This is a genomic window from Sulfitobacter sp. SH22, assembly GCF_965641905.1.
GTDB lineage: Bacteria > Pseudomonadota > Alphaproteobacteria > Rhodobacterales > Rhodobacteraceae > Sulfitobacter.
This window is the reverse complement of record NZ_OZ282573.1, coordinates 1,977,435-1,997,441: the sequence shown is the minus strand read 5'-3', so window position 1 is coordinate 1,997,441 and position 20,007 is coordinate 1,977,435. Positions and strand designations below refer to the sequence as shown.

Below are 20,007 nucleotides of genomic sequence, written 5' to 3'. Positions count from 1 at the left end.
GGAGGGCTTTTTCATGTGTCGCTTTTGCCCGTGGCCGTTTCGGGATCTCGAAGGGGTTGTCGAAGGCGCAGACAAAGCGCAAACTGGCCCGAACGCAGACCAGGTAGCAGCCCGCATAGAGAGAAGTTTTTTCTTGAGCCTCAATCTCACAAAAGATCAATTGCGGTGGCTCGCCAAGAAAGGCGTACGTATCAACGCGCCAGCTGGTCCCGATCCCCTGCGAATTCCCGAGCCGGCTCATGGTCTTGAGGCGCATTCCACGCATTCGGCAGATGGCGTCATGCCGCTTGGAGCCTACAGCTATTCGCATTCCTTTGCGCGGCATGTCGAATACGTTGGTCGCTACTGTTCGATTGGGGCTGGTCTTCAGACCTTTACCAATACGCATCCTATTGACCGATCCTCGACCAGCCCGGTTTTTTACCAGCGGCGCAAATTTCGTGAATGGGGGGGGGATATGGAACAGAGCGATTTAATGGTCCCGTTCGACGCGCCTTCGGCCAAGGTCCGGATTGGCAATGACGTCTGGATCGGAGAGACTGTGCGCATCAGGGAAGGGGTCAGCATCGGTGACGGTGCAATCATTGCTGTCGATGCTTTGGTCACACAGGACGTGGCTCCTTTTTCAGTTGTTGGCGGCGTGCCGGCACGTGTCATCCGACATCGCTTTGATCCTCATCTATCGTCTGCATTCCTGCAGCTGGAATGGTGGCGGTATGCAGTGTCTGACCTCATTCCCCTTCAGCCGGATCAGCCGGCGCGGTTTGCCGTTGCGCTTGAGCGGGCGGTGGCAAGCGGACAGTTGCAGCCCATGGCCGAAGATCGTTTTCTTCTCCGCGACTTGTTACGAACACAGGTATCAGGTTGAGACGGGCACTATCCTGACGCCGTCATCGCTGATGGTTGGTCCATGCTTTCCCAGTATGCGCCCGTTTCATCGCTCCGGTCGTCAGGAAATATGCAGTCGAATATGAACACCTTTGCAACGGCGGCACTGCTGTGGCTGAAATAGCTTTATTGCCCCTTGGCATCCCTGAAAACTCTTTATATAGAGGCCCTCGATTCACCTGAAGTTTCTTCGGGTGAGTCTTCTGTCCGAGACGAAGGGTGGCGATGAGCCTTAATTTCCTTTCCGAGATGGGAGACGTTAGAATTACCAAGCGCGCAAGCGTGAGGGCATTTTGGCTTATTCCCGTAAAATGGACCAAGACTGTTTGCGAAAGCAAACTTAATTGAGCCGGGGGGTAACCCCCAGATTTGGAGTGAAACTGTGGATAGAGCCCAGAAAGAACAGTTGGTCGACGAGCTCGGCCAAATCTTTGAAAGCTCTGGCGTCGTTGTGGTAAGCCACTACGTCGGCCTGACAGTTGCTGAAATGCAGGACCTTCGTGCACGCGCTCGCGCTGCAGGTGGGGCCGTGCGTGTTGCCAAAAACAGGCTCGCCAAAATTGCCCTTGATGGAAAGCCATGCGAAAGCATTGCGGAACTCCTGACGGGTATGACCGTTCTGACCTATTCCGAAGATCCCGTAGCCGCCGCTAAGGTTGCTCAGGACTTCGCCAAAGAGAATCAAAAGTTTGTGATTCTCGGTGGTGCAATGGGCGAGAACGCACTGGACGCCGCCGGTGTTGAAGCCGTGTCCAAGATGCCTTCGCGGGAGGAGCTTATCTCCACCATCGCGGGCATGCTGGGCGCACCTGCTTCCAACATCGCTGGGGCCATTGGCGCACCTGCAAGCAATATCGCATCCATCTTGTCCACGATCGAGGACAAGGCGGCTGCGTAAAGCAATATCGTCAAGCTGGCGCAGGGTTGAACACTCGCGTTGGAACACACATATCGTTAACGGAAAGAGCTGAACATGGCTGATCTGAAAAAACTGGCAGAAGACATCGTTGGTCTGACACTGCTTGAAGCACAAGAACTGAAAACCATCCTCAAAGACGAGTATGGCATCGAGCCCGCCGCTGGTGGCGCTGTGATGATGGCTGGCCCTGCCGATGCAGGTGCTGCTGCTGAAGAGAAAACTGAATTCGACGTCGTTCTGAAGAACGCCGGCGCATCCAAAATCAACGTGATCAAAGAAGTTCGCGGCATCACCGGTCTGGGCCTGAAAGAAGCCAAAGACTTGGTCGAAGCTGGCGGCAAGATCAAAGAAGGCGTCGACAAGGCCGAAGCCGAAGAAGTAATGGCCAAGCTGGTTGCAGCTGGCGCAGAGGTCGAACTGGCGTAAGCCATTTGATCTGGGTGCCGTTTTCTTTCAAAGAAAACGGACCGGAATTTTTGACAAATTCCGGGGCAGCCCGCAAATGACAAGGCTGGATGGGGATATTTCCCTGTCCAGCCTAACCTGTTTTGACAAGTATTTCGCGCGAAATACTTCTCTGGATAGGTCCTAAGGGTCGGAAGAGGTACGGTGGGACGTGCTTCAAGAATTGACCAGGATTTACCGCTCTTATGGGCGCGCATCACGGCCCCGGTGATGGCGTGCTCGGCAAGAGACACGAAAGGTGACATGACACATGGCGCAATCCTTCCTTGGCCAGAAACGTCTACGTAAATACTATGGCAAAATCCGTGAAGTTCTGGAGATGCCGAACCTGATCGAGGTTCAAAAATCCTCTTATGATCTGTTCCTGCGCTCCGGCGATGCGGACACACCGACAGATGGCGACGGCATTCAGGGCGTCTTCCAGTCGGTATTCCCGATCAAAGATTTCAACGAGACTTCGGTGCTTGAGTACGTCAAGTACGAGCTTGAGAAACCCAAATACGATGTTGAGGAATGTCAGCAGCGTGACATGACCTACAGCGCGCCTTTGAAGGTGACGTTGCGTCTGATCGTATTTGATGTGGACGAAGACACCGGCGCGAAGTCGGTAAAAGACATTAAAGAACAAGACGTGTTCATGGGCGATATGCCTTTGATGACCCCGAACGGGACCTTCGTTGTGAACGGCACCGAGCGTGTTATCGTTTCGCAGATGCACCGTTCGCCTGGCGTTTTCTTTGACCACGACAAGGGTAAAACCCACTCTTCGGGCAAGCTGTTGTTTGCCTGCCGGATCATTCCTTACCGCGGGTCCTGGCTGGATTTTGAATTCGACGCAAAAGACATCGTGTTCGCGCGGATCGACCGTCGTCGCAAATTGCCTGTGACAACGTTGCTCTATGCGCTTGGTCTTGACCAAGAAGCGATCATGGACGCTTATTACAACACAGTGAACTTCACGCTGAAAGCCGGTGAAGGCTGGGTTGCGCCGTTCTATCCGGACCGTGTGCGGGGCACACGTCCGACCTATGATCTGGTTGATGCCGCGACAGGTGAAGTCCTGTTTGAAAAAGGCAAGAAGATCACGCCTCGTGCCGTTAAGCAGTTGGTTGACGAAGGTAAAGTAAGCGAGTTGCTTTTGCCGTTCGGTCACATCGAAGGCAAATTTGTTGCACGTGACATCATCAACGAAGAAACCGGCGCGATTTATGTCGAAGCCGGCGACGAGATGACGCTTGAGTACGACAAAGACGGTACGCTTATCGGCGGCACCGCCAAAGAACTTGTTGATGCTGGCATTACCGAGATCCCACTCTTGGACATCGACAACATCAATGTCGGCCCCTACATGCGCAACACCATGGCGAACGACAAGAACATGAACCGCGACACCGCGCTCATGGATATCTATCGCGTCATGCGCCCGGGTGAGCCGCCCACAGTCGAGGCCGCGTCGAACCTGTTCGACACGTTGTTCTTTGACAGCGAACGCTATGACCTGTCTGCTGTTGGTCGCGTAAAGATGAACATGCGTCTGGCGCTCGACAAGGAAGACACTCAGCGCACGCTGGATCGCGATGATATCGTATCGTGCATCAAGGCGCTGGTTGACCTGCGCGATGGCCGTGGCGATATCGACGATATTGACCACCTTGGTAACCGTCGTGTTCGTTCCGTTGGCGAATTGATGGAAAATCAGTATCGCGTTGGTTTGCTGCGTATGGAACGCGCAATCAAAGAGCGTATGTCCTCGGTCGAAATCGACACAGTGATGCCGCAAGACCTGATCAACGCCAAGCCAGCAGCCGCTGCGGTGCGTGAATTCTTCGGCTCTTCGCAGCTGTCGCAGTTTATGGACCAAACCAACCCGCTGTCCGAGGTTACGCACAAGCGTCGCCTTTCAGCGCTTGGACCAGGTGGTCTGACACGCGAACGCGCCGGCTTTGAAGTACGTGACGTTCACCCGACCCACTATGGCCGGATGTGTCCGATTGAAACGCCCGAAGGCCCGAACATTGGTCTGATCAACTCGCTGGCGACATTCGCCCGTGTGAACAAGTACGGCTTTATCGAAACACCTTACCGCAAGGTATCGAACGGTGTTGTTTCCGACGAAGTTCAATATATGTCCGCGACCGAAGAAATGCGTCACACTGTGGCGCAGGCCAACGCGAACCTTGATGAGAACATGAAGTTCGTCAACGATCTGGTTTCGACACGCAAATCGGGTGACTACACGCTGTCGCCTTCCGAAAGCGTTGACCTGATCGACGTTTCGCCAAAGCAGTTGGTGTCCGTTGCGGCATCGCTGATCCCGTTCCTGGAAAACGACGATGCGAACAGGGCCTTGATGGGCTCGAACATGCAACGTCAGGCTGTTCCATTGCTTCAGGCCGAAGCCCCGCTTGTCGGGACCGGTATCGAAGAAGTCGTGGCACGGGACTCCGGTGCGGCCTATATGGCCAAACGTGGCGGTATCATCGACCAGGTCGATGCATCGCGTATCGTTTTGCGTGCGACCGAAGACCTTGAGCTGGGCGATGCAGGGGTAGACATCTACCGCATGCGCAAGTTCCAGCGTTCCAACCAGAACACCTGTATTAACCAGCGTCCGCTGGTGAAAGTGGGCGACACGGTTGTTAAAGGTCAGGTTATCGCTGACGGTCCATCGACCGACATGGGTGAACTGGCCCTTGGTAAAAACGTGATCGTCGCGTTTATGCCTTGGAACGGCTACAACTACGAAGACTCCATCCTGATCTCCGAGCGGGTTTCGCGCGATGACGTGTTCACGTCGATCCACATCGAAGAATTCGAAGTGGCTGCACGCGATACAAAGCTCGGGCCAGAGGAAATCACACGCGATATTCCAAACGTTGGTGAAGAAGCGCTGCGCAACCTCGACGAGGCGGGCATCGTGTACATCGGCGCGGATGTTGAACCGGGTGACATTCTGGTCGGCAAGATCACACCAAAGGGCGAAAGCCCGATGACGCCAGAAGAAAAACTGCTGCGCGCCATCTTTGGTGAAAAAGCGTCTGACGTGCGTGACACATCGTTGCGCGTGAAGCCGGGCGATTTCGGTACAGTTGTCGAAGTCCGCGTCTTTAACCGTCACGGTGTTGAAAAAGACGAACGTGCCTTGCAGATCGAGCGCGAAGAGGTTGAACGCCTTGCCCGCGACCGTGACGATGAACTTGGTATCCTCGATCGCAACATCTATGCGCGTCTGCGTCAGATGATCCTTGGCAAAGTTGCTGTCAAAGGTCCGAAAGGCGTCAAGTCGAACAGCCAGATCACCGAAGAGCTGCTGGATGATCAATTGTCCCGCGGTCAGTGGTGGCAGTTGGCTTTGGCGGACGAAGACGATGCGAAAATCGTCGAAGCGCTGAACGAACAGTACGAAATCCAGAAGCGTACGTTGAACAACCGCTTTGAGGACAAAGTCGAAAAAGTACGCCGTGGCGATGATTTGCCCCCAGGCGTGATGAAAATGGTCAAAGTATTCGTGGCGGTGAAGCGCAAGCTGCAACCGGGCGATAAAATGGCCGGTCGTCACGGCAACAAGGGTGTTATTTCCAAGGTTGTACCGATGGAAGACATGCCATTCCTTGCGGATGGTACGCCAGTCGACTTCTGTTTGAACCCGTTGGGCGTTCCTTCGCGTATGAACGTCGGTCAGATCCTTGAAACCCACATGGGTTGGGCTGCACGCGGCCTGGGCATCAACATCGACGAAGCATTGCAGGAATATAAGCGCTCCGGCGATTTGACACCTGTACGCGATGCGATGAGCCACGCTTACGGCGCGGACGTTTACGAAGAAGGCATCGCCGGCATGGACGAAGCAACGCTCTTGGAGGCGGCGGGCAATGTGACCCGCGGTGTGCCAATCGCGACGCCCGTCTTTGACGGTGCCAAGGAAGCAGACGTGAACGACAGTTTGACACGGGCCGGGTTCGACACCTCGGGTCAGTCGGTGCTGTTTGACGGCCGCACAGGCGAGCAGTTTGCCCGCCCTGTGACCGTTGGCGTCAAATACCTGCTGAAACTGCACCACCTTGTGGATGACAAGATCCACGCGCGTTCCACCGGTCCATACTCGCTGGTCACCCAGCAGCCATTGGGCGGTAAAGCGCAGTTCGGTGGTCAGCGCTTTGGTGAGATGGAGGTCTGGGCTCTGGAAGCTTACGGCGCTGCATACACCCTGCAGGAAATGCTGACTGTGAAATCGGATGACGTTGCAGGCCGCACAAAGGTCTATGAAAGCATCGTCAAAGGCGAGGACAACTTCGAAGCCGGTATTCCGGAATCGTTCAACGTTCTTGTCAAAGAAGTCCGTGGCCTTGGCCTGAATATGGAACTCCTGGATGCGGAGGAAGACGAGTAAGGGCAGCGCCGGAATTTTCGAAAATTCCGGCCCGATTTCTTCGAAGAAATCGGGCCCCCTCCTTTCGCTTTCGAGATTAATCTAAGGATTTAAGATGAACCAGGAACTGACAAACAACCCGTTCAACCCCGTCGCACCGATGAAGACGTTCGACGAGATCAAGGTATCTTTGGCATCGCCAGAGCGTATCCTGTCGTGGTCGTTCGGTGAGATCAAGAAACCCGAAACCATTAACTACCGTACGTTCAAGCCAGAGCGTGACGGCCTGTTCTGCGCGCGTATCTTTGGACCGATCAAAGACTACGAATGTCTGTGTGGCAAATACAAGCGCATGAAATATCGCGGCGTTGTCTGCGAAAAATGTGGCGTTGAAGTCACGTTGCAAAAGGTCCGCCGCGAGCGGATGGGCCACATCGAACTGGCGTCTCCTGTTGCGCACATCTGGTTCCTCAAGTCGCTTCCATCGCGGATCGGCCTGATGCTGGACATGACATTGCGCGATCTGGAACGTGTTTTGTATTTCGAAAACTACGTCGTGATCGAACCCGGTCTGACTGAACTCACCTATGGTCAGATGATGACCGAAGAAGAGTTCATGGAAGCGCAAGACATCTATGGCATGGACGCGTTTACCGCCAACATCGGTGCCGAAGCGATCCGCGAAATGCTGGCCGCGATCGATCTGGAAGCTGAAGCAGACACGCTGCGTGCGGATCTGAAAGAAGCGACTGGCGAATTGAAGCCAAAGAAGATCATCAAGCGTTTGAAGGTTGTTGAATCCTTCCTCGAGTCTGGCAACCGGCCCGAGTGGATGGTCATGACCGTCATTCCGGTTATCCCGCCAGAACTGCGCCCGCTGGTGCCGCTGGATGGTGGCCGTTTTGCGACGTCTGACCTGAACGACCTGTATCGCCGCGTGATCAACCGGAACAACCGTCTCAAGCGTCTGATCGAACTGCGCGCGCCCGACATCATCGTGCGCAACGAAAAGCGTATGTTGCAGGAATCTGTCGATGCGCTGTTCGATAACGGCCGTCGTGGCCGCGTGATCACGGGTGCCAACAAGCGTCCGTTGAAATCGCTGTCCGACATGCTGAAGGGTAAGCAGGGTCGCTTCCGTCAGAACCTTTTGGGTAAGCGCGTCGACTTCTCGGGTCGTTCGGTTATTGTGACTGGTCCTGAGCTTAAACTGCACCAGTGTGGTTTGCCGAAAAAGATGGCGCTCGAACTGTTCAAGCCGTTCATCTATTCGCGTCTTGAGGCCAAAGGTCTGTCTTCCACTGTGAAGCAAGCCAAGAAGCTGGTCGAAAAAGAGCGTCCCGAGGTTTGGGATATCCTGGATGAAGTCATCCGCGAACACCCCGTCATGCTGAACCGTGCACCTACCTTGCACCGTCTTGGCATTCAGGCGTTCGAACCGGTTCTGATCGAAGGTAAGGCCATCCAGCTGCACCCGCTGGTCTGTTCCGCGTTTAACGCTGACTTTGACGGCGACCAAATGGCTGTTCACGTGCCGCTTTCCCTGGAAGCCCAGCTGGAAGCACGCGTCTTGATGATGTCCACGAACAACGTTCTGTCGCCTGCAAACGGCGCACCGATCATTGTTCCGTCGCAGGACATGATCTTGGGTCTGTACTATACGACTCTCGAGCGTGAAGGCATGGTCGGTCAGGACATGGTGTTCGGTTCGGTCGAAGAGGTCGAGCACGCTTTGGACGCGGGTGCGATCCACTTGCACTCCAAGGTCAAGGCACGGATCAAACAGATCGATGCCGAAGGCAACGAGATCATGAAGCGTTTTGATACGACCCCTGGCCGTGTCCGTCTGGGGGCGTTGCTGCCGCTGAACGCAAAAGCGCCGTTTGATCTGGTGAACCGTTTGCTGCGCAAGAAAGAAGTGCAGCAGGTCATCGATACGGTCTACCGTTATTGTGGCCAAAAGGAATCCGTCATCTTCTGTGACCAGATCATGACAATGGGCTTCCGCGAAGCTTTCAAGGCAGGCATTTCGTTCGGTAAGGACGACATGTTGATCCCTGACAGCAAATGGCCACTGGTTGAAGAAACCCGCGATCAGGTGAAAGACTTTGAACAGCAGTACATGGACGGCCTGATCACTCAGGGTGAAAAGTACAACAAAGTCGTCGATGCATGGTCAAAGTGTAACGACAAAGTCACCGACGCGATGATGGGTGCGATTTCCGCCACGACCTACGGCGAAAACGGCTCTGAAAACGAACCGAACTCGGTTTACATGATGGCGCACTCCGGTGCGCGTGGTTCGGTTACTCAGATGAAACAGCTGGGCGGGATGCGCGGTCTGATGGCGAAGCCGAACGGCGACATCATCGAGACCCCGATTATCTCGAACTTTAAAGAAGGTCTGACCGTTCTGGAGTACTTCAACTCCACCCACGGTGCCCGTAAGGGTCTGTCGGATACCGCTTTGAAAACAGCGAACTCGGGTTACCTGACCCGTCGTCTGGTGGACGTGGCACAAGATTGTATCGTTCGTTTGCATGACTGTGGCACCGAAACAGCAATCACTGCCGAAGCCGCGGTTAACGATGGTGAAGTTGTGTCGTCGTTGGCAGAGCGTCTGCTGGGTCGCGTTACGGCTGATGATATCCTGCGTCCGGGCACTGACGAAGTGTTGGTCCCTGCGCAGACAATCATTGACGAACGTCTGGCGGATATCGTGGATGAGGCGGCTGTATTGTCCGCACGCATCCGCAGCCCGCTGACCTGTGAGGCCGAAGAGGGCGTCTGCGCCATGTGTTATGGTCGTGACCTTGCACGTGGTACTTTGGTGAACCAAGGTGAAGCTGTCGGCATTATCGCCGCACAGTCGATCGGTGAACCCGGCACCCAGCTGACCATGCGTACATTCCACATTGGTGGTGTTGCACAAGGTGGCCAGCAGTCCTTCCTCGAGGCATCCCAGCCCGGTAAGATCGTGTTCGAAAGCGCCATGACCCTTGAGAACGCCGCTGGCGAGATCATGGTGATGGGCCGGAACATGAAACTCTCGATCGTGGATGAAAACGGCGATGAGCGTGCCAACCACAAGGTCGGTTACGGTACCAAGCTGTTCGTCAAGGAAGGCCAGTCGGTCTTGCGCGGCGACAAGCTGTTTGAATGGGATCCGTACACGCTGCCAATCATCGCCGAGAAATCCGGTATGACCAAGTTCGTCGACCTTGTGTCGGGGATCGCGGTCAAGGATGAAACGGATGATGCGACAGGCATGACCCAGAAAATCGTGATCGACTGGCGCGCTGCCCCCAAAGGCAACGAGTTGAAGCCTGAAGTCATGATCCTGGATGCCGATGGCGAGCCGGTCCGTAACGATGCGGGCAACCCGGTGACCTACCCAATGTCCGTTGATGCCGTTCTGTCCGTTGAGGACCAGACCGAAATCAAGGCCGGTGACATCGTTGCGCGTATCCCGCGCGAAGGTGCCAAGACCAAGGACATTACCGGTGGTCTGCCACGTGTGGCCGAACTCTTTGAGGCACGTCGCCCCAAGGACCACGCCATCATCGCGGAAATCGACGGCTATGTGCGCTACGGCAAAGACTACAAGAACAAGCGTCGTATCTCGATTGAATCGTCCGAGGATCCGGATCACAAAGTTGAATACATGGTGCCTAAGGGTAAGCACATTCCGGTTGCGGAAGGTGACTTTGTCCAAAAGGGCGATTACATCATGGATGGCAACCCGGCACCGCACGACATTCTTGCGATCATGGGTGTAGAGGCCTTGGCCGACTACATGATCGACGAGGTGCAGGATGTTTACCGTCTGCAAGGCGTTAAGATCAACGATAAGCACATCGAAGTTATCGTACGTCAGATGCTTCAGAAGTGGGAAGTTCAGGACAGCGGCGACACCACGCTGCTGAAAGGCGAACACGTCGACAAGCAAGAGTTTGACCAAGCTTGTGAAAAGGCGATTTCCAAGGGTGGCCGTCCGGCAACGGGCGAACCGATCCTTCTGGGTATCACCAAGGCAAGCCTGCAAACCCGCAGCTTTATCTCGGCGGCATCGTTCCAGGAAACCACACGCGTGCTGACCGAAGCATCGGTTCAGGGCAAGCGCGACAAGCTGGTCGGTCTGAAGGAAAACGTCATCGTTGGCCGTCTGATCCCAGCCGGTACCGGTGGTGCGACCCAGCAGATGCGCAAAGTTGCAGTGGATCGTGACAATGTGGTGATCGAAGCCCGTCGCGAAGAAGCTGAAACAGCGGCACGTCTGGCTGCGCCAGCGGCTGCTGCCAATGATGTGGTCGGTGGGGATGTGTTCAACACTGTCCCAAGCGATGACGAAAGCCGCAACTGATCTTTGATCTGAGCTAGAAAATGAAAGGCCCCCGCGGAGACATCAGCGGGGGCCTTTTTCTTTTGAAACATGATTTCCAATAGACTTGCATTGCCAGCCCCTGCCACCTGCCGGGAACGGGCTGGTACTTTCGCGATCTATCGGGCAATGATCGCGACATAGATAGTCAACCGAAAGCCCGCCCATGTCGCCAAATCTGATCGGAGCCCTTTTCATGATGGGCTCAATGGCGGCGTTTACGCTGAACGACACGATGACGAAAACAACCGGCGGCGAAGTCCCGTTGTTTCAACTGTTGTTCTTGCGCGGGCTGATCTCGATCTCGCTTTTGCTGGTCTTGTGGGGGCGTCTTGGCCCGATGCATCTGCGGCTTAGCCGTCGCGACTGGAAGCTAGTGGGCATAAGGTCCGCGTCCGAAGTCGGGGCCAGTTATTTCTTTGTGACCGCGTTGTTCAATATGCCGCTGGCAAACCTGAGCGCGATTTTGCAATCCCTGCCGTTGACGGTGACCCTGGGGGCCGCGCTGTTTTACCGCGAGGCTGTTGGCTGGAAACGGATGTCGGCCATTCTGGTCGGCTTCATGGGGGTGATGCTGATCGTCAAACCCGGTACCGACGGGTTCAACATCTGGTCGGTCTATGCGCTGGTCGCGGTGGTGTTTGTCACGGTGCGCGATCTGAGTACCCGGCGGCTGTCACGGGATGTGCCGTCGATGACCGTCACGCTGGCCGCGGTTCTTTCGGTCACGATATTTTCGGGCTTTGCGCAACTGGCGACACCTTGGGCTGATGTGTCGAATGCCCATTGGACCGCGATCGGGGCCGCTGCTGTTTTCGTCTTGATCGGGTACTATTTCAGCGTTCAGACCATGAGAACGGGCGACGTGTCGTTTATCGCGCCCTTCCGGTACACGGGGCTGATCTGGGCGTTGATCCTGGGGTGGTTTGTCTTTGGTGACTGGCCGCTGCCATCGACCCTTGTTGGGGCCGCGATCGTGGCGGCCACGGGCCTGTTCACCCTGTACCGCGAACGCAAGCTGTCATCGCGCTAGGAAAACGCTGCGCACATGGTCGTCATCAATGCCAAAGGTCTGGCGGATGTGGCGGGCCTGTTCGGGTGACATCACCTGATAATCAAAGACGTTCTTTTTGCCCTTCAGGCGGCTGTCGTTGAAATCATTATGCCCGCGCATCATCATGTCTTCGCCGGTAAAGGTCATGGTCGGCATCGTCTTCCACAGGTTCTGGTGGCCGTGGCTCATGATGGTGTCGTCTGATCCGGCTTGCACCACCATGCCAAGCGCCACGGCGGAATAGGGATAGTGATAGGCCCAAAGCTTTAGCCCCTTGGCCCCGGCCGTATAGATGTACCCCTGATTGAAATCCACCGCGACCGAAGAATGTCGGGCACAGATTGGCGCGATGTCATCCGCCGTCTGCTTGAACTTTTCGACAAAGCTGAGCGCCATGGCGTCGTCGTCATCAAGCCGGAATTGCAGGCAGGGTTCATCCGTCCCGCCGCGCCAGTCCTTGATCGCCTTGCTCATGATGCGGCGATGGGGGCGGGGCAGGTATTGTTTGACCACGCATTGCGGGATGTCTTTGGTCAGGTCCAGCAGCCGTTCAAGATAGGGCGTTGGAAAGCCGGTACCCGTGACGATCAGGAACGTAAAATCGGGGTCTGTCTGGCCTGCGACACTGGGCAGGGTGATCGTCTCGAACAGACGAAAGCGTTCTTCCATCCGGTCCTTGCCGTACAGAAAGGTCTCGAGCGCGGCAAAATCGGGATGCCCCACTTTGAACCCGCCTTCACCGGCATAGGAGAAACGGCAAAGGCCAACGGTTCTCATGCCGGCTGACCTTTGCTGAAAATGGCACGGACGGCGTTCGCATCAATGGCAAAGCGTTTGCGGAACATCTTTTCGCCCTCGGCTGTCAGGGGCACGACATCGGCGGGCGCTTCGCCCTTTTGGCGGCTGTCGTTTGATGCGTTGTGCCCCCGCACGAACATATGTTGGGTGTCGAATGAGACTGACGGCATAAAGCGGTTAATCTTGTTATGCGCGTAGTTCATGATGGTCAGCGGGCACCGTGGCCGGACGTACATGGCCAGTGCGGCTACATCAAAGGGGCGAAACACCTCGGTCGCGGCGATGCCATCGGCGCCGTACTCCGCGATCAGCCCGCGATTCCAGTCAAAGGCGACGGTCCTATGCGCCTGCGTCAGGCCGAAACAATCGTCCGACGCGGTGCGCAGCCGATCAATAAAGTCCACAGCGACGGCGTCATCGTCGTCAAAGCGGAACTGCAAACAGGGCAGATCGGGGTTGCGCGCGTTGTTGAGGATCTCTTTCATCACCTCGCGGTGCTTGCGGGGCGGTTCAGCGTGGAGACGGGCCTGCGGCAGATCGGCGGTGATGTCGCGCAGACGGTCCACATGATGCCCGGGCATCATATCACCGATCACGATGATCAGTTCGAAATCGGGGTCGGTCTGCGCTTTCAGGCAGGGCAGGGCGACGGTTTCGAACAGTTGAAACCGCTCTTCAAGCCGCCCCTCGTGGTAAAGATAGGCGATGCGGTCCTCGACCGTGTCGTGCCCGACCTGAAATCCGCCAAGGGCAGGATAGGAAAACCGGCAAAGACCAATGATCTGCATCGAATAGGGGCCCTTGACCAACCACGAGAACGGTTCAAATATGGCGGGGTCAGGCGTGTTATTGCAAGCAGCAATTCGACTTTTACGCGTAACGCGGCCCATCGGCACCGCTGGTGTTGACAGTGGGGGCGACTCTGCATATACGCGCCATATCTCGGATGTGGGGGTCGCCCTGCAGTGCCGAAATCATACCACCTGTGGTCACGATCCGGTCTAATGCTGACCCGATCCTCTGTTACCCCACCGCCTCGTTTTCCTCGGTACGGAAACGCTGCGGTGATTTTGCTTTGCGCCACTTGCGCCTGGTAAAGACAGCTTCGCGGACGCGCGAGGGGACCGAAACTTAAACCGCACTGGGGTCCGCCCCGCTGCACCACATATGTGAGCTAAACGGGGATAAAACCGGAATGCCAACGATCCAGCAGCTGATCCGCAAACCGCGCCAGCCTAAAATCAAACGTTCGAAATCCATGCACCTGCAGGAATGCCCGCAAAAGCGCGGCGTTTGTACACGTGTTTATACAACAACACCCAAAAAGCCGAACTCGGCCATGCGTAAGGTTGCCAAAGTGCGCCTGACAAACGGTTTTGAAGTCATCAGCTATATTCCAGGTGAATCGCACAACCTCCAGGAACACTCTGTTGTTCTGATCCGCGGCGGTCGTGTAAAAGACCTTCCCGGTGTGCGTTACCACATCCTGCGCGGTGTTCTGGATACTCAGGGCGTTAAAGACCGTAAGCAGCGTCGCTCCAAGTATGGTGCAAAGAAGCCAAAATAATTTGGGTGGGTCTTGGGCGTTATCTAATCGCCCAGGACCGTCCAGCATACTTTCCCTTTAGGGGTGAGCTGGGGTTGAGACGCACGCCGAAATCCATGCCGCAGGGCAACGGATACACCGGCCAGATCCAACCTTGGCGCAAGAACATTAGGAGCCTTAAATGTCACGTCGTCACGCCGCTGAAAAACGCGAAGTTCTGCCAGATGCCAAATACGGTGATCTGGTCCTAACAAAATTCATGAACAACCTCATGATCGATGGTAAAAAATCGGTCGCTGAGCGTATTGTTTACAACGCAATGAGCCGCGTTGAAGACAAGATCAAACGCGCCCCCATTGAGGTTTTCCACGAAGCTTTGGACAACATCAAACCATCCGTCGAAGTGCGTTCGCGCCGCGTTGGTGGTGCAACCTATCAGGTGCCTGTCGAGGTACGCCCCGAGCGTCGCGAAGCATTGGCGATCCGTTGGTTGATCAAAGCATCGCGTTCGCGCAACGAGAACACCATGGAAGAGCGCCTTGCGGGCGAGCTGATGGATGCTGTTCAGTCGCGCGGCACTGCTGTTAAGAAACGCGAAGATACGCATAAAATGGCCGATGCGAACAAAGCATTCAGCCACTACCGCTGGTAATTCGGGCGGCATAACCCGCCTTCGTCGCGCCCCACGCTGGGGCGCGATTTATCCGTTTCAGATATATTCGAGGAAGCAGCCCCATGGCACGCGACTATCCGCTCACACGCTACCGTAACTTCGGCATTATGGCCCACATCGATGCAGGTAAAACGACCTGTTCCGAACGTATCCTGTTTTACACCGGCAAATCCCACAACATTGGCGAGGTGCACGATGGTGCAGCGACAATGGACTGGATGGAGCAGGAGCAGGAGCGTGGTATTACTATTACCTCCGCTGCGACCACCACATTCTGGCAGCGCCAGGAAGAGCCGACAGCCGATGCGACATCCGACACAAAGTACCGGATGAACATCATCGACACCCCTGGCCACGTTGACTTCACCATCGAAGTTGAGCGTTCCTTGGCTGTTTTGGATGGCGCGGTTGCCGTTCTTGACGCCAACGCCGGTGTTGAGCCGCAGACCGAAACAGTTTGGCGTCAGGCCGACCGTTACAAGGTCCCGCGCATCGTTTTCGTTAACAAAATGGATAAAATCGGCGCTGACTTCTTCAACTGTGTGAAGATGATCAAAGACCGTACCGGTGCGACACCTGCGCCGATCCAAATTCCAATCGGTGCCGAAACCGAATTGGAAGGCATGATCGATCTGGTCACCATGAAAGAATGGGTCTGGGCCGGCGAAGATCTGGGTGCAAGCTGGGAACAGCGCGAAATCCGCGCCGAGCTTAAAGACCTGGCAGACGAATGGCGTGCACATCTGATCGAGACTGCGGTCGAGATGGATGACGAAGCCATGGAAAACTATCTGATGGACGGCGCAGAGCCTGACGTTGATACGCTGCGCAAGCTGATCCGCAAGGGTACGCTGGCCATCAAGTTTATCCCTGTTCTGTGTGGTTCCGCCTTTAAGAACAAGGGTGTTCAGCCGCTGTTGAACGCTGTTATCGACTATCTTCCATCCCCGATGGACGTTGTTGACTACATGGGCTTTAAGCCAGGCGATGACACAGAAACACGTAACATCCCGCGCCGTGCGGACGATGATATGGCGTTCTCTGGCCTTGCGTTCAAAATCATGAACGACCCTTTTGTTGGTACGCTGACATTTACACGCATCTACTCCGGTAAGTTGAACAAGGGCGACACGCTCTTGAACTCGACCAAAGGCAAGAAAGAGCGCGTTGGTCGTATGATGATGATGCACTCGAACGATCGTGAAGAAATTCAAGAAGCGTTCGCGGGCGACATTATTGCTTTGGCGGGTCTCAAGGACACCACAACAGGTGACACATTGTGTTCTGTTGCCGATCCTGTGGTCCTCGAAACAATGACCTTCCCTGATCCGGTTATCGAAATCGCGGTCGAGCCAAAGACAAAAGCGGACCAGGAAAAAATGTCCGCCGGTCTGGCCCGTCTTGCTGCCGAAGATCCATCCTTCCGTGTTGAAACTGACATCGAATCCGGTCAGACGATCATGAAGGGCATGGGCGAACTTCACCTCGACATCCTGGTTGACCGCCTGAAGCGCGAATTCAAGGTTGAGGCGAACATCGGTGCACCGCAGGTTGCTTACCGTGAAACGATCTCTCGTGAAGCCGAAGTGGTTTATACCCACAAGAAGCAGTCGGGTGGTTCGGGTCAGTTCGCTGAAGTTAAAATGATCTTGATGCCAACAGAGCCAGGCGAGGGTTACTCGTTCGAAAGCCGCGTTGTTGGTGGTTCGGTGCCTAAGGAATACATCCCGGGCGTTGAAAAGGGTATTAAATCGGTCATGGACTCCGGTCCTTTGGCTGGCTTCCCGGTCATCGACTTCAAGGTTGCGCTGATCGAAGGTAAATACCACGACGTTGACTCCAGCGTTCTGGCATTCGAAATCGCTGCCCGTATGGGTATGCGCGAAGGTATGAAGAAAGCTGGCGCGAAACTGCTCGAGCCGATCATGAAAGTCGAAGTTGTCACACCTGAAGATTACACAGGCGGCATCATCGGCGATCTTACATCGCGTCGCGGTCAGGTTCAGGGTCAAGACACACGTGGCAACGCCATCGCGATCGAAGCGCAGGTGCCATTGGCCAACATGTTCGGCTACATCAACACTCTGCGGTCGATGTCTTCGGGTCGTGCGAACTTCAGCATGCAGTTCTCGCACTACGAACCTGTGCCACAGAACATCTCGGACGAGATCCAGGCCAAATTCGCGTAAGCGAGCAATAGCAATAACTGGGATGGCGGGGAAAACCCCGCCCTACCCAAACCGTAGGGTGGGTTTTACCCCCACCATCCAAATTGAAAATCAAGGAGGCCACCATGGCTAAGGCAAAGTTTGAACGTAATAAACCACACGTTAACATCGGCACGATCGGTCACGTTGACCACGGCAAAACGACGTTGACAGCTGCGATCACCAAGTATTTTGGCGATTTCAAAGCGTATGACCAGATTGACGGCGCGCCCGAAGAAAAAGCACGCGGCATCACCATTTCGACCGCTCACGTTGAGTACGAAACCGAAGCACGTCACTATGCACACGTCGACTGCCCAGGCCACGCTGACTATGTAAAGAACATGATCACCGGTGCGGCACAGATGGACGGCGCGATCCTGGTTGTGAACGCGGCTGACGGCCCAATGCCACAAACCCGCGAGCACATCCTGCTGGGCCGCCAAGTTGGTATCCCGACCATGGTTGTTTACATGAACAAAGTTGACCAGGTTGACGACGACGAGCTGCTTGAGCTGGTCGAGATGGAAATCCGCGAATTGCTGTCTTCCTACGACTACCCCGGCGACGACATGCCCGTCATTCCTGGGTCGGCATTGCACGCAATGAACGGCACGCGTCCAGAAATCGGCGAGGAATCCATCCGCGCTTTGATGAAAGCCGTCGACGAGTACATCCCGACACCTGCACGCGCTGTTGACCAGCCGTTCCTGATGCCTGTGGAAGACGTGTTCTCGATCTCCGGTCGTGGTACCGTTGTGACAGGCCGTATCGAGCGTGGCGTGATCAACGTTGGCGACAGCATTGAAATCGTTGGCATTCGTGACACCAAGACCACCACATGTACCGGTGTTGAGATGTTCCGCAAGTTGCTGGATCGTGGGGAGGCTGGCGATAACGTTGGCGTTCTGCTGCGCGGTATCGAGCGTGAGGGCGTTGAGCGTGGTCAGGTTCTGTGTAAGCCAAAGTCGGTGAATCCACACACCAAGTTCACAGCCGAAGCGTATATCCTGACCAAGGAAGAGGGTGGCCGTCACACGCCATTCTTCGCGAACTACCGTCCACAGTTCTACTTCCGGACCACAGACGTCACCGGTACAGTTCAGCTGCCAGAAGGCACTGAAATGGTTATGCCAGGCGACAACCTGCAGTTCGACGTTGAACTGATCGCACCCATCGCGATGGAAGACGGTCTGCGCTTTGCGATCCGCGAAGGCGGCCGCACTGTAGGCGCGGGCGTTGTGTCCAAGATCAACGAGTAAGCTGCTGTCTGGGGGCACGCCCCCACGCACGTCACATCAAACAAGGCCGTCCCACACCGGGGCGGCCTTTTCTTTTGCGGAGGCAGGGGGATAGAATACGCGCAGCGTGAAAGGCCGTTTCGGCAACGTTCCGGGGGTATTTTTTCAGGATCGTTACTGGTCAAGTCTGTGAAATAGGATAACCTTGATCCATGAGAAAATTTTCAATTCCAGTTTCCCGTCTTTTTGCGCTGGTGTTATGCCTGTTGCCTGCATTCGCATTCGCCGGTGATTTCGACCGTTTCGCCGGAACTTTCACGGGTGCGGCAGAATTCTCGTTCGACGGTGAAATCAGGTACCGGGACATGAGTACCACGATCGAGCCAACCAAGGACGGGTTCGTGCTGACCTGGACATCGGTCAGCCGCAAGGATGATGGGCGCGCCAAGGCCAAGACCTATAAGATCAAGTTCGCGCCAAGTGTCCGGCCCAATATCTACGGCTCTGCCATGCGAACCAATGTGTTTGGCAAGGCAATTCCCCTTGATCCGCTGAAGGGTGACCCCTTTGTGTGGGCACGGCTGATTGGCGATACTTTATCTGTCTTTTCGCTTTTCATTGACGAGACCGGGGAATACGAAATGCAGGAATACCATCGGACCTTGGTCGATCAGGGGCTGGAACTGGAATTCCTTTTGGTCCGTGATGGTAAGCCCCTCAAGACGATCAAAACGCTTTTGAAGCGGGCAAACTGACGGGACTGCCGATTTTTGACGGGTCTGATTGCCCTAATACCCCAGCGGATGTTGTATCATGTCGACTGTTCCCCAACCTGATCTTGCGATGCAGCGTCAGTACCTGTTGGTGTCCCTGGAAGAGGCGCAGGCCACGGTCCGGGCCTATGATACCAAAGCGCAGATCGTGGGAATCGGCTACACCTTCGCCTTGAACATCGTTGCAAATGTAATCGGCGGCTTGCCCGGGGCCGGCGATGAGGGCGCGGTTTTTGTCGTTCTGTTCTGGGCGGTGGTCATGGCCCCGTTGTTCTTTTTCGGCTATGTGCTTTACCCCTCCAGACGATCGGCCCCCAAGGTGAACGATGACAGTGAAAAGGGGGTCGAACGGGCATTGTACATCCAGACTGCCCGACACCGCACCGTCGCCGACCTGCAAGCGGCAGCAGCAAGGGCGGATTGGCACGCCGAACTGGCCTATGAGGTTTTGAAGGTTTCAAAGCTGCGCGAGCAAAAACGCATGAGGTTCATCGCGGCGCTCTATATGACCGTCGCATCCTTTGCCTTGCTGGCGGGCAAACAGCTTTGGTCCGTCATTTAACCGGTTTCGCCCCCGGTTGCGGCAGATTCTTGCGACATCACGACGTGTACAGGTCTGAACGGCCAATTGCCCCTTGCCACAAGATGCGACTCGACCTATAGAGCGCAAGTCTCAGCGGGGTGCGTTTTTAC

General features: G+C 55.5%; 14 protein-coding genes. 12 read left to right on the top strand and 2 right to left on the bottom strand.

The features are described 5' to 3' along the window. The first annotated feature begins 133 nt into the window (after positions 1-133). The 6 genes from ACSQ13_RS11850 to ACSQ13_RS11825 all read left to right on the top strand — a co-directional run bounded on the left by ACSQ13_RS11850 (position 134) and on the right by ACSQ13_RS11825 (position 12,055). Complete coding sequence (locus tag ACSQ13_RS11850) at positions 134-868, top strand: CatB-related O-acetyltransferase (RefSeq protein WP_295513217.1); 735 nt, start codon at positions 134-136, stop codon at positions 866-868. 402 nt (positions 869-1,270) lie between these two features. After that, positions 1,271-1,786, top strand: coding sequence for a 50S ribosomal protein L10 (rplJ, locus tag ACSQ13_RS11845; RefSeq protein ID WP_176250667.1), 516 nt, complete (start codon positions 1,271-1,273; stop codon positions 1,784-1,786). Between the two features lie 75 nt (positions 1,787-1,861). Next, positions 1,862-2,233, top strand: a complete 372-nt coding sequence (gene rplL / locus ACSQ13_RS11840; protein WP_176250666.1) for a 50S ribosomal protein L7/L12 — start codon at positions 1,862-1,864, stop codon at positions 2,231-2,233. A 289-nt stretch (positions 2,234-2,522) separates the two neighbouring features. Further along, positions 2,523-6,662, top strand: coding sequence for a DNA-directed RNA polymerase subunit beta (rpoB, locus tag ACSQ13_RS11835; protein WP_295513215.1), 4,140 nt, complete (start codon positions 2,523-2,525; stop codon positions 6,660-6,662). A 94-nt stretch (positions 6,663-6,756) separates the two neighbouring features. Next, the gene (gene rpoC / locus ACSQ13_RS11830) at positions 6,757-11,004 is read left to right on the top strand and encodes a DNA-directed RNA polymerase subunit beta' (RefSeq protein ID WP_176250664.1); all 4,248 of its coding nucleotides are present in this window, start codon (positions 6,757-6,759) and stop codon (positions 11,002-11,004) included. Between the two features lie 184 nt (positions 11,005-11,188). Continuing rightward, positions 11,189-12,055, top strand: a complete 867-nt coding sequence (locus ACSQ13_RS11825) for a DMT family transporter (protein ID WP_176250663.1) — start codon at positions 11,189-11,191, stop codon at positions 12,053-12,055. Here ACSQ13_RS11825 and ACSQ13_RS11820 read toward each other — a convergent pair. Together ACSQ13_RS11820 and ACSQ13_RS11815 are read right to left on the bottom strand one after the other, a co-directional pair. Further along, positions 12,044-12,853: a putative rhamnosyl transferase gene (locus ACSQ13_RS11820; RefSeq protein ID WP_176250662.1), complete on the bottom strand. Its 810-nt coding sequence runs from the start codon at positions 12,851-12,853 to the stop codon at positions 12,044-12,046. The two genes, ACSQ13_RS11825 and ACSQ13_RS11820, sit on opposite strands and share 12 nt — an antisense overlap. Then, positions 12,850-13,662 carry a putative rhamnosyl transferase gene (locus tag ACSQ13_RS11815; RefSeq protein ID WP_295513213.1) on the bottom strand — a complete coding sequence of 271 codons (813 nt, stop codon included), beginning with the start codon at positions 13,660-13,662 and terminating at the stop codon, positions 12,850-12,852. The genes ACSQ13_RS11820 and ACSQ13_RS11815 overlap by 4 nt, the downstream gene beginning before the upstream one ends. A 407-nt stretch (positions 13,663-14,069) precedes the next feature. Here ACSQ13_RS11815 and rpsL point away from each other — a divergent pair, with 407 nt between their 5' ends. The 6 genes from rpsL (at position 14,070) to ACSQ13_RS11785 (ending at position 19,876) form a co-directional block, all read left to right on the top strand. Next, on the top strand, positions 14,070-14,441 hold the full coding sequence (rpsL, locus tag ACSQ13_RS11810) for a 30S ribosomal protein S12 (protein ID WP_005849863.1): 372 nt from the start codon (positions 14,070-14,072) through the stop codon (positions 14,439-14,441). Positions 14,442-14,601: 160 nt separating this feature from the next. Beyond that, positions 14,602-15,072, top strand: coding sequence for a 30S ribosomal protein S7 (gene rpsG, locus ACSQ13_RS11805; RefSeq protein ID WP_176250660.1), 471 nt, complete (start codon positions 14,602-14,604; stop codon positions 15,070-15,072). A gap of 83 nt (positions 15,073-15,155) precedes the next feature. Continuing rightward, entirely contained in the window at positions 15,156-17,282 is a 2,127-nt protein-coding gene (gene fusA / locus ACSQ13_RS11800; protein WP_176250659.1) for an elongation factor G, read from the top strand. A gap of 104 nt (positions 17,283-17,386) precedes the next feature. Beyond that, the gene (gene tuf, locus ACSQ13_RS11795; protein WP_176250658.1) at positions 17,387-18,562 is read left to right on the top strand and encodes an elongation factor Tu; all 1,176 of its coding nucleotides are present in this window, start codon (positions 17,387-17,389) and stop codon (positions 18,560-18,562) included. A 191-nt stretch (positions 18,563-18,753) separates the two neighbouring features. Further along, positions 18,754-19,296 carry a hypothetical protein gene (locus ACSQ13_RS11790; protein WP_295509978.1) on the top strand — a complete coding sequence of 181 codons (543 nt, stop codon included), beginning with the start codon at positions 18,754-18,756 and terminating at the stop codon, positions 19,294-19,296. A gap of 58 nt (positions 19,297-19,354) precedes the next feature. After that, positions 19,355-19,876 carry a hypothetical protein gene (locus ACSQ13_RS11785; protein WP_176250657.1) on the top strand — a complete coding sequence of 174 codons (522 nt, stop codon included), beginning with the start codon at positions 19,355-19,357 and terminating at the stop codon, positions 19,874-19,876. Positions 19,877-20,007: the final 131 nt, after the last annotated feature.

Excerpts from the sequence above, each read along its gene's own strand:
- rplL (WP_176250666.1), top strand. The coding sequence starts at position 1,862 with ATGGCTGATCTGAAAAAACTGGCAGAAGACATCGTTGGTCTGACACTG.
- rpoB (WP_295513215.1), top strand. The coding sequence starts at position 2,523 with ATGGCGCAATCCTTCCTTGGCCAGAAACGTCTACGTAAATACTATGGC.
- rpoC (WP_176250664.1), top strand. The coding sequence starts at position 6,757 with ATGAACCAGGAACTGACAAACAACCCGTTCAACCCCGTCGCACCGATG.
- ACSQ13_RS11825 (WP_176250663.1), top strand. The coding sequence starts at position 11,189 with ATGTCGCCAAATCTGATCGGAGCCCTTTTCATGATGGGCTCAATGGCG.
- ACSQ13_RS11820 (WP_176250662.1), bottom strand. The coding sequence starts at position 12,853 with ATGAGAACCGTTGGCCTTTGCCGTTTCTCCTATGCCGGTGAAGGCGGG.
- ACSQ13_RS11815 (WP_295513213.1), bottom strand. The coding sequence starts at position 13,662 with ATGCAGATCATTGGTCTTTGCCGGTTTTCCTATCCTGCCCTTGGCGGA.
- rpsL (WP_005849863.1), top strand. The coding sequence starts at position 14,070 with ATGCCAACGATCCAGCAGCTGATCCGCAAACCGCGCCAGCCTAAAATC.
- rpsG (WP_176250660.1), top strand. The coding sequence starts at position 14,602 with ATGTCACGTCGTCACGCCGCTGAAAAACGCGAAGTTCTGCCAGATGCC.
- fusA (WP_176250659.1), top strand. The coding sequence starts at position 15,156 with ATGGCACGCGACTATCCGCTCACACGCTACCGTAACTTCGGCATTATG.
- tuf (WP_176250658.1), top strand. The coding sequence starts at position 17,387 with ATGGCTAAGGCAAAGTTTGAACGTAATAAACCACACGTTAACATCGGC.
- ACSQ13_RS11790 (WP_295509978.1), top strand. The coding sequence starts at position 18,754 with ATGAGAAAATTTTCAATTCCAGTTTCCCGTCTTTTTGCGCTGGTGTTA.
- ACSQ13_RS11785 (WP_176250657.1), top strand. The coding sequence starts at position 19,355 with ATGTCGACTGTTCCCCAACCTGATCTTGCGATGCAGCGTCAGTACCTG.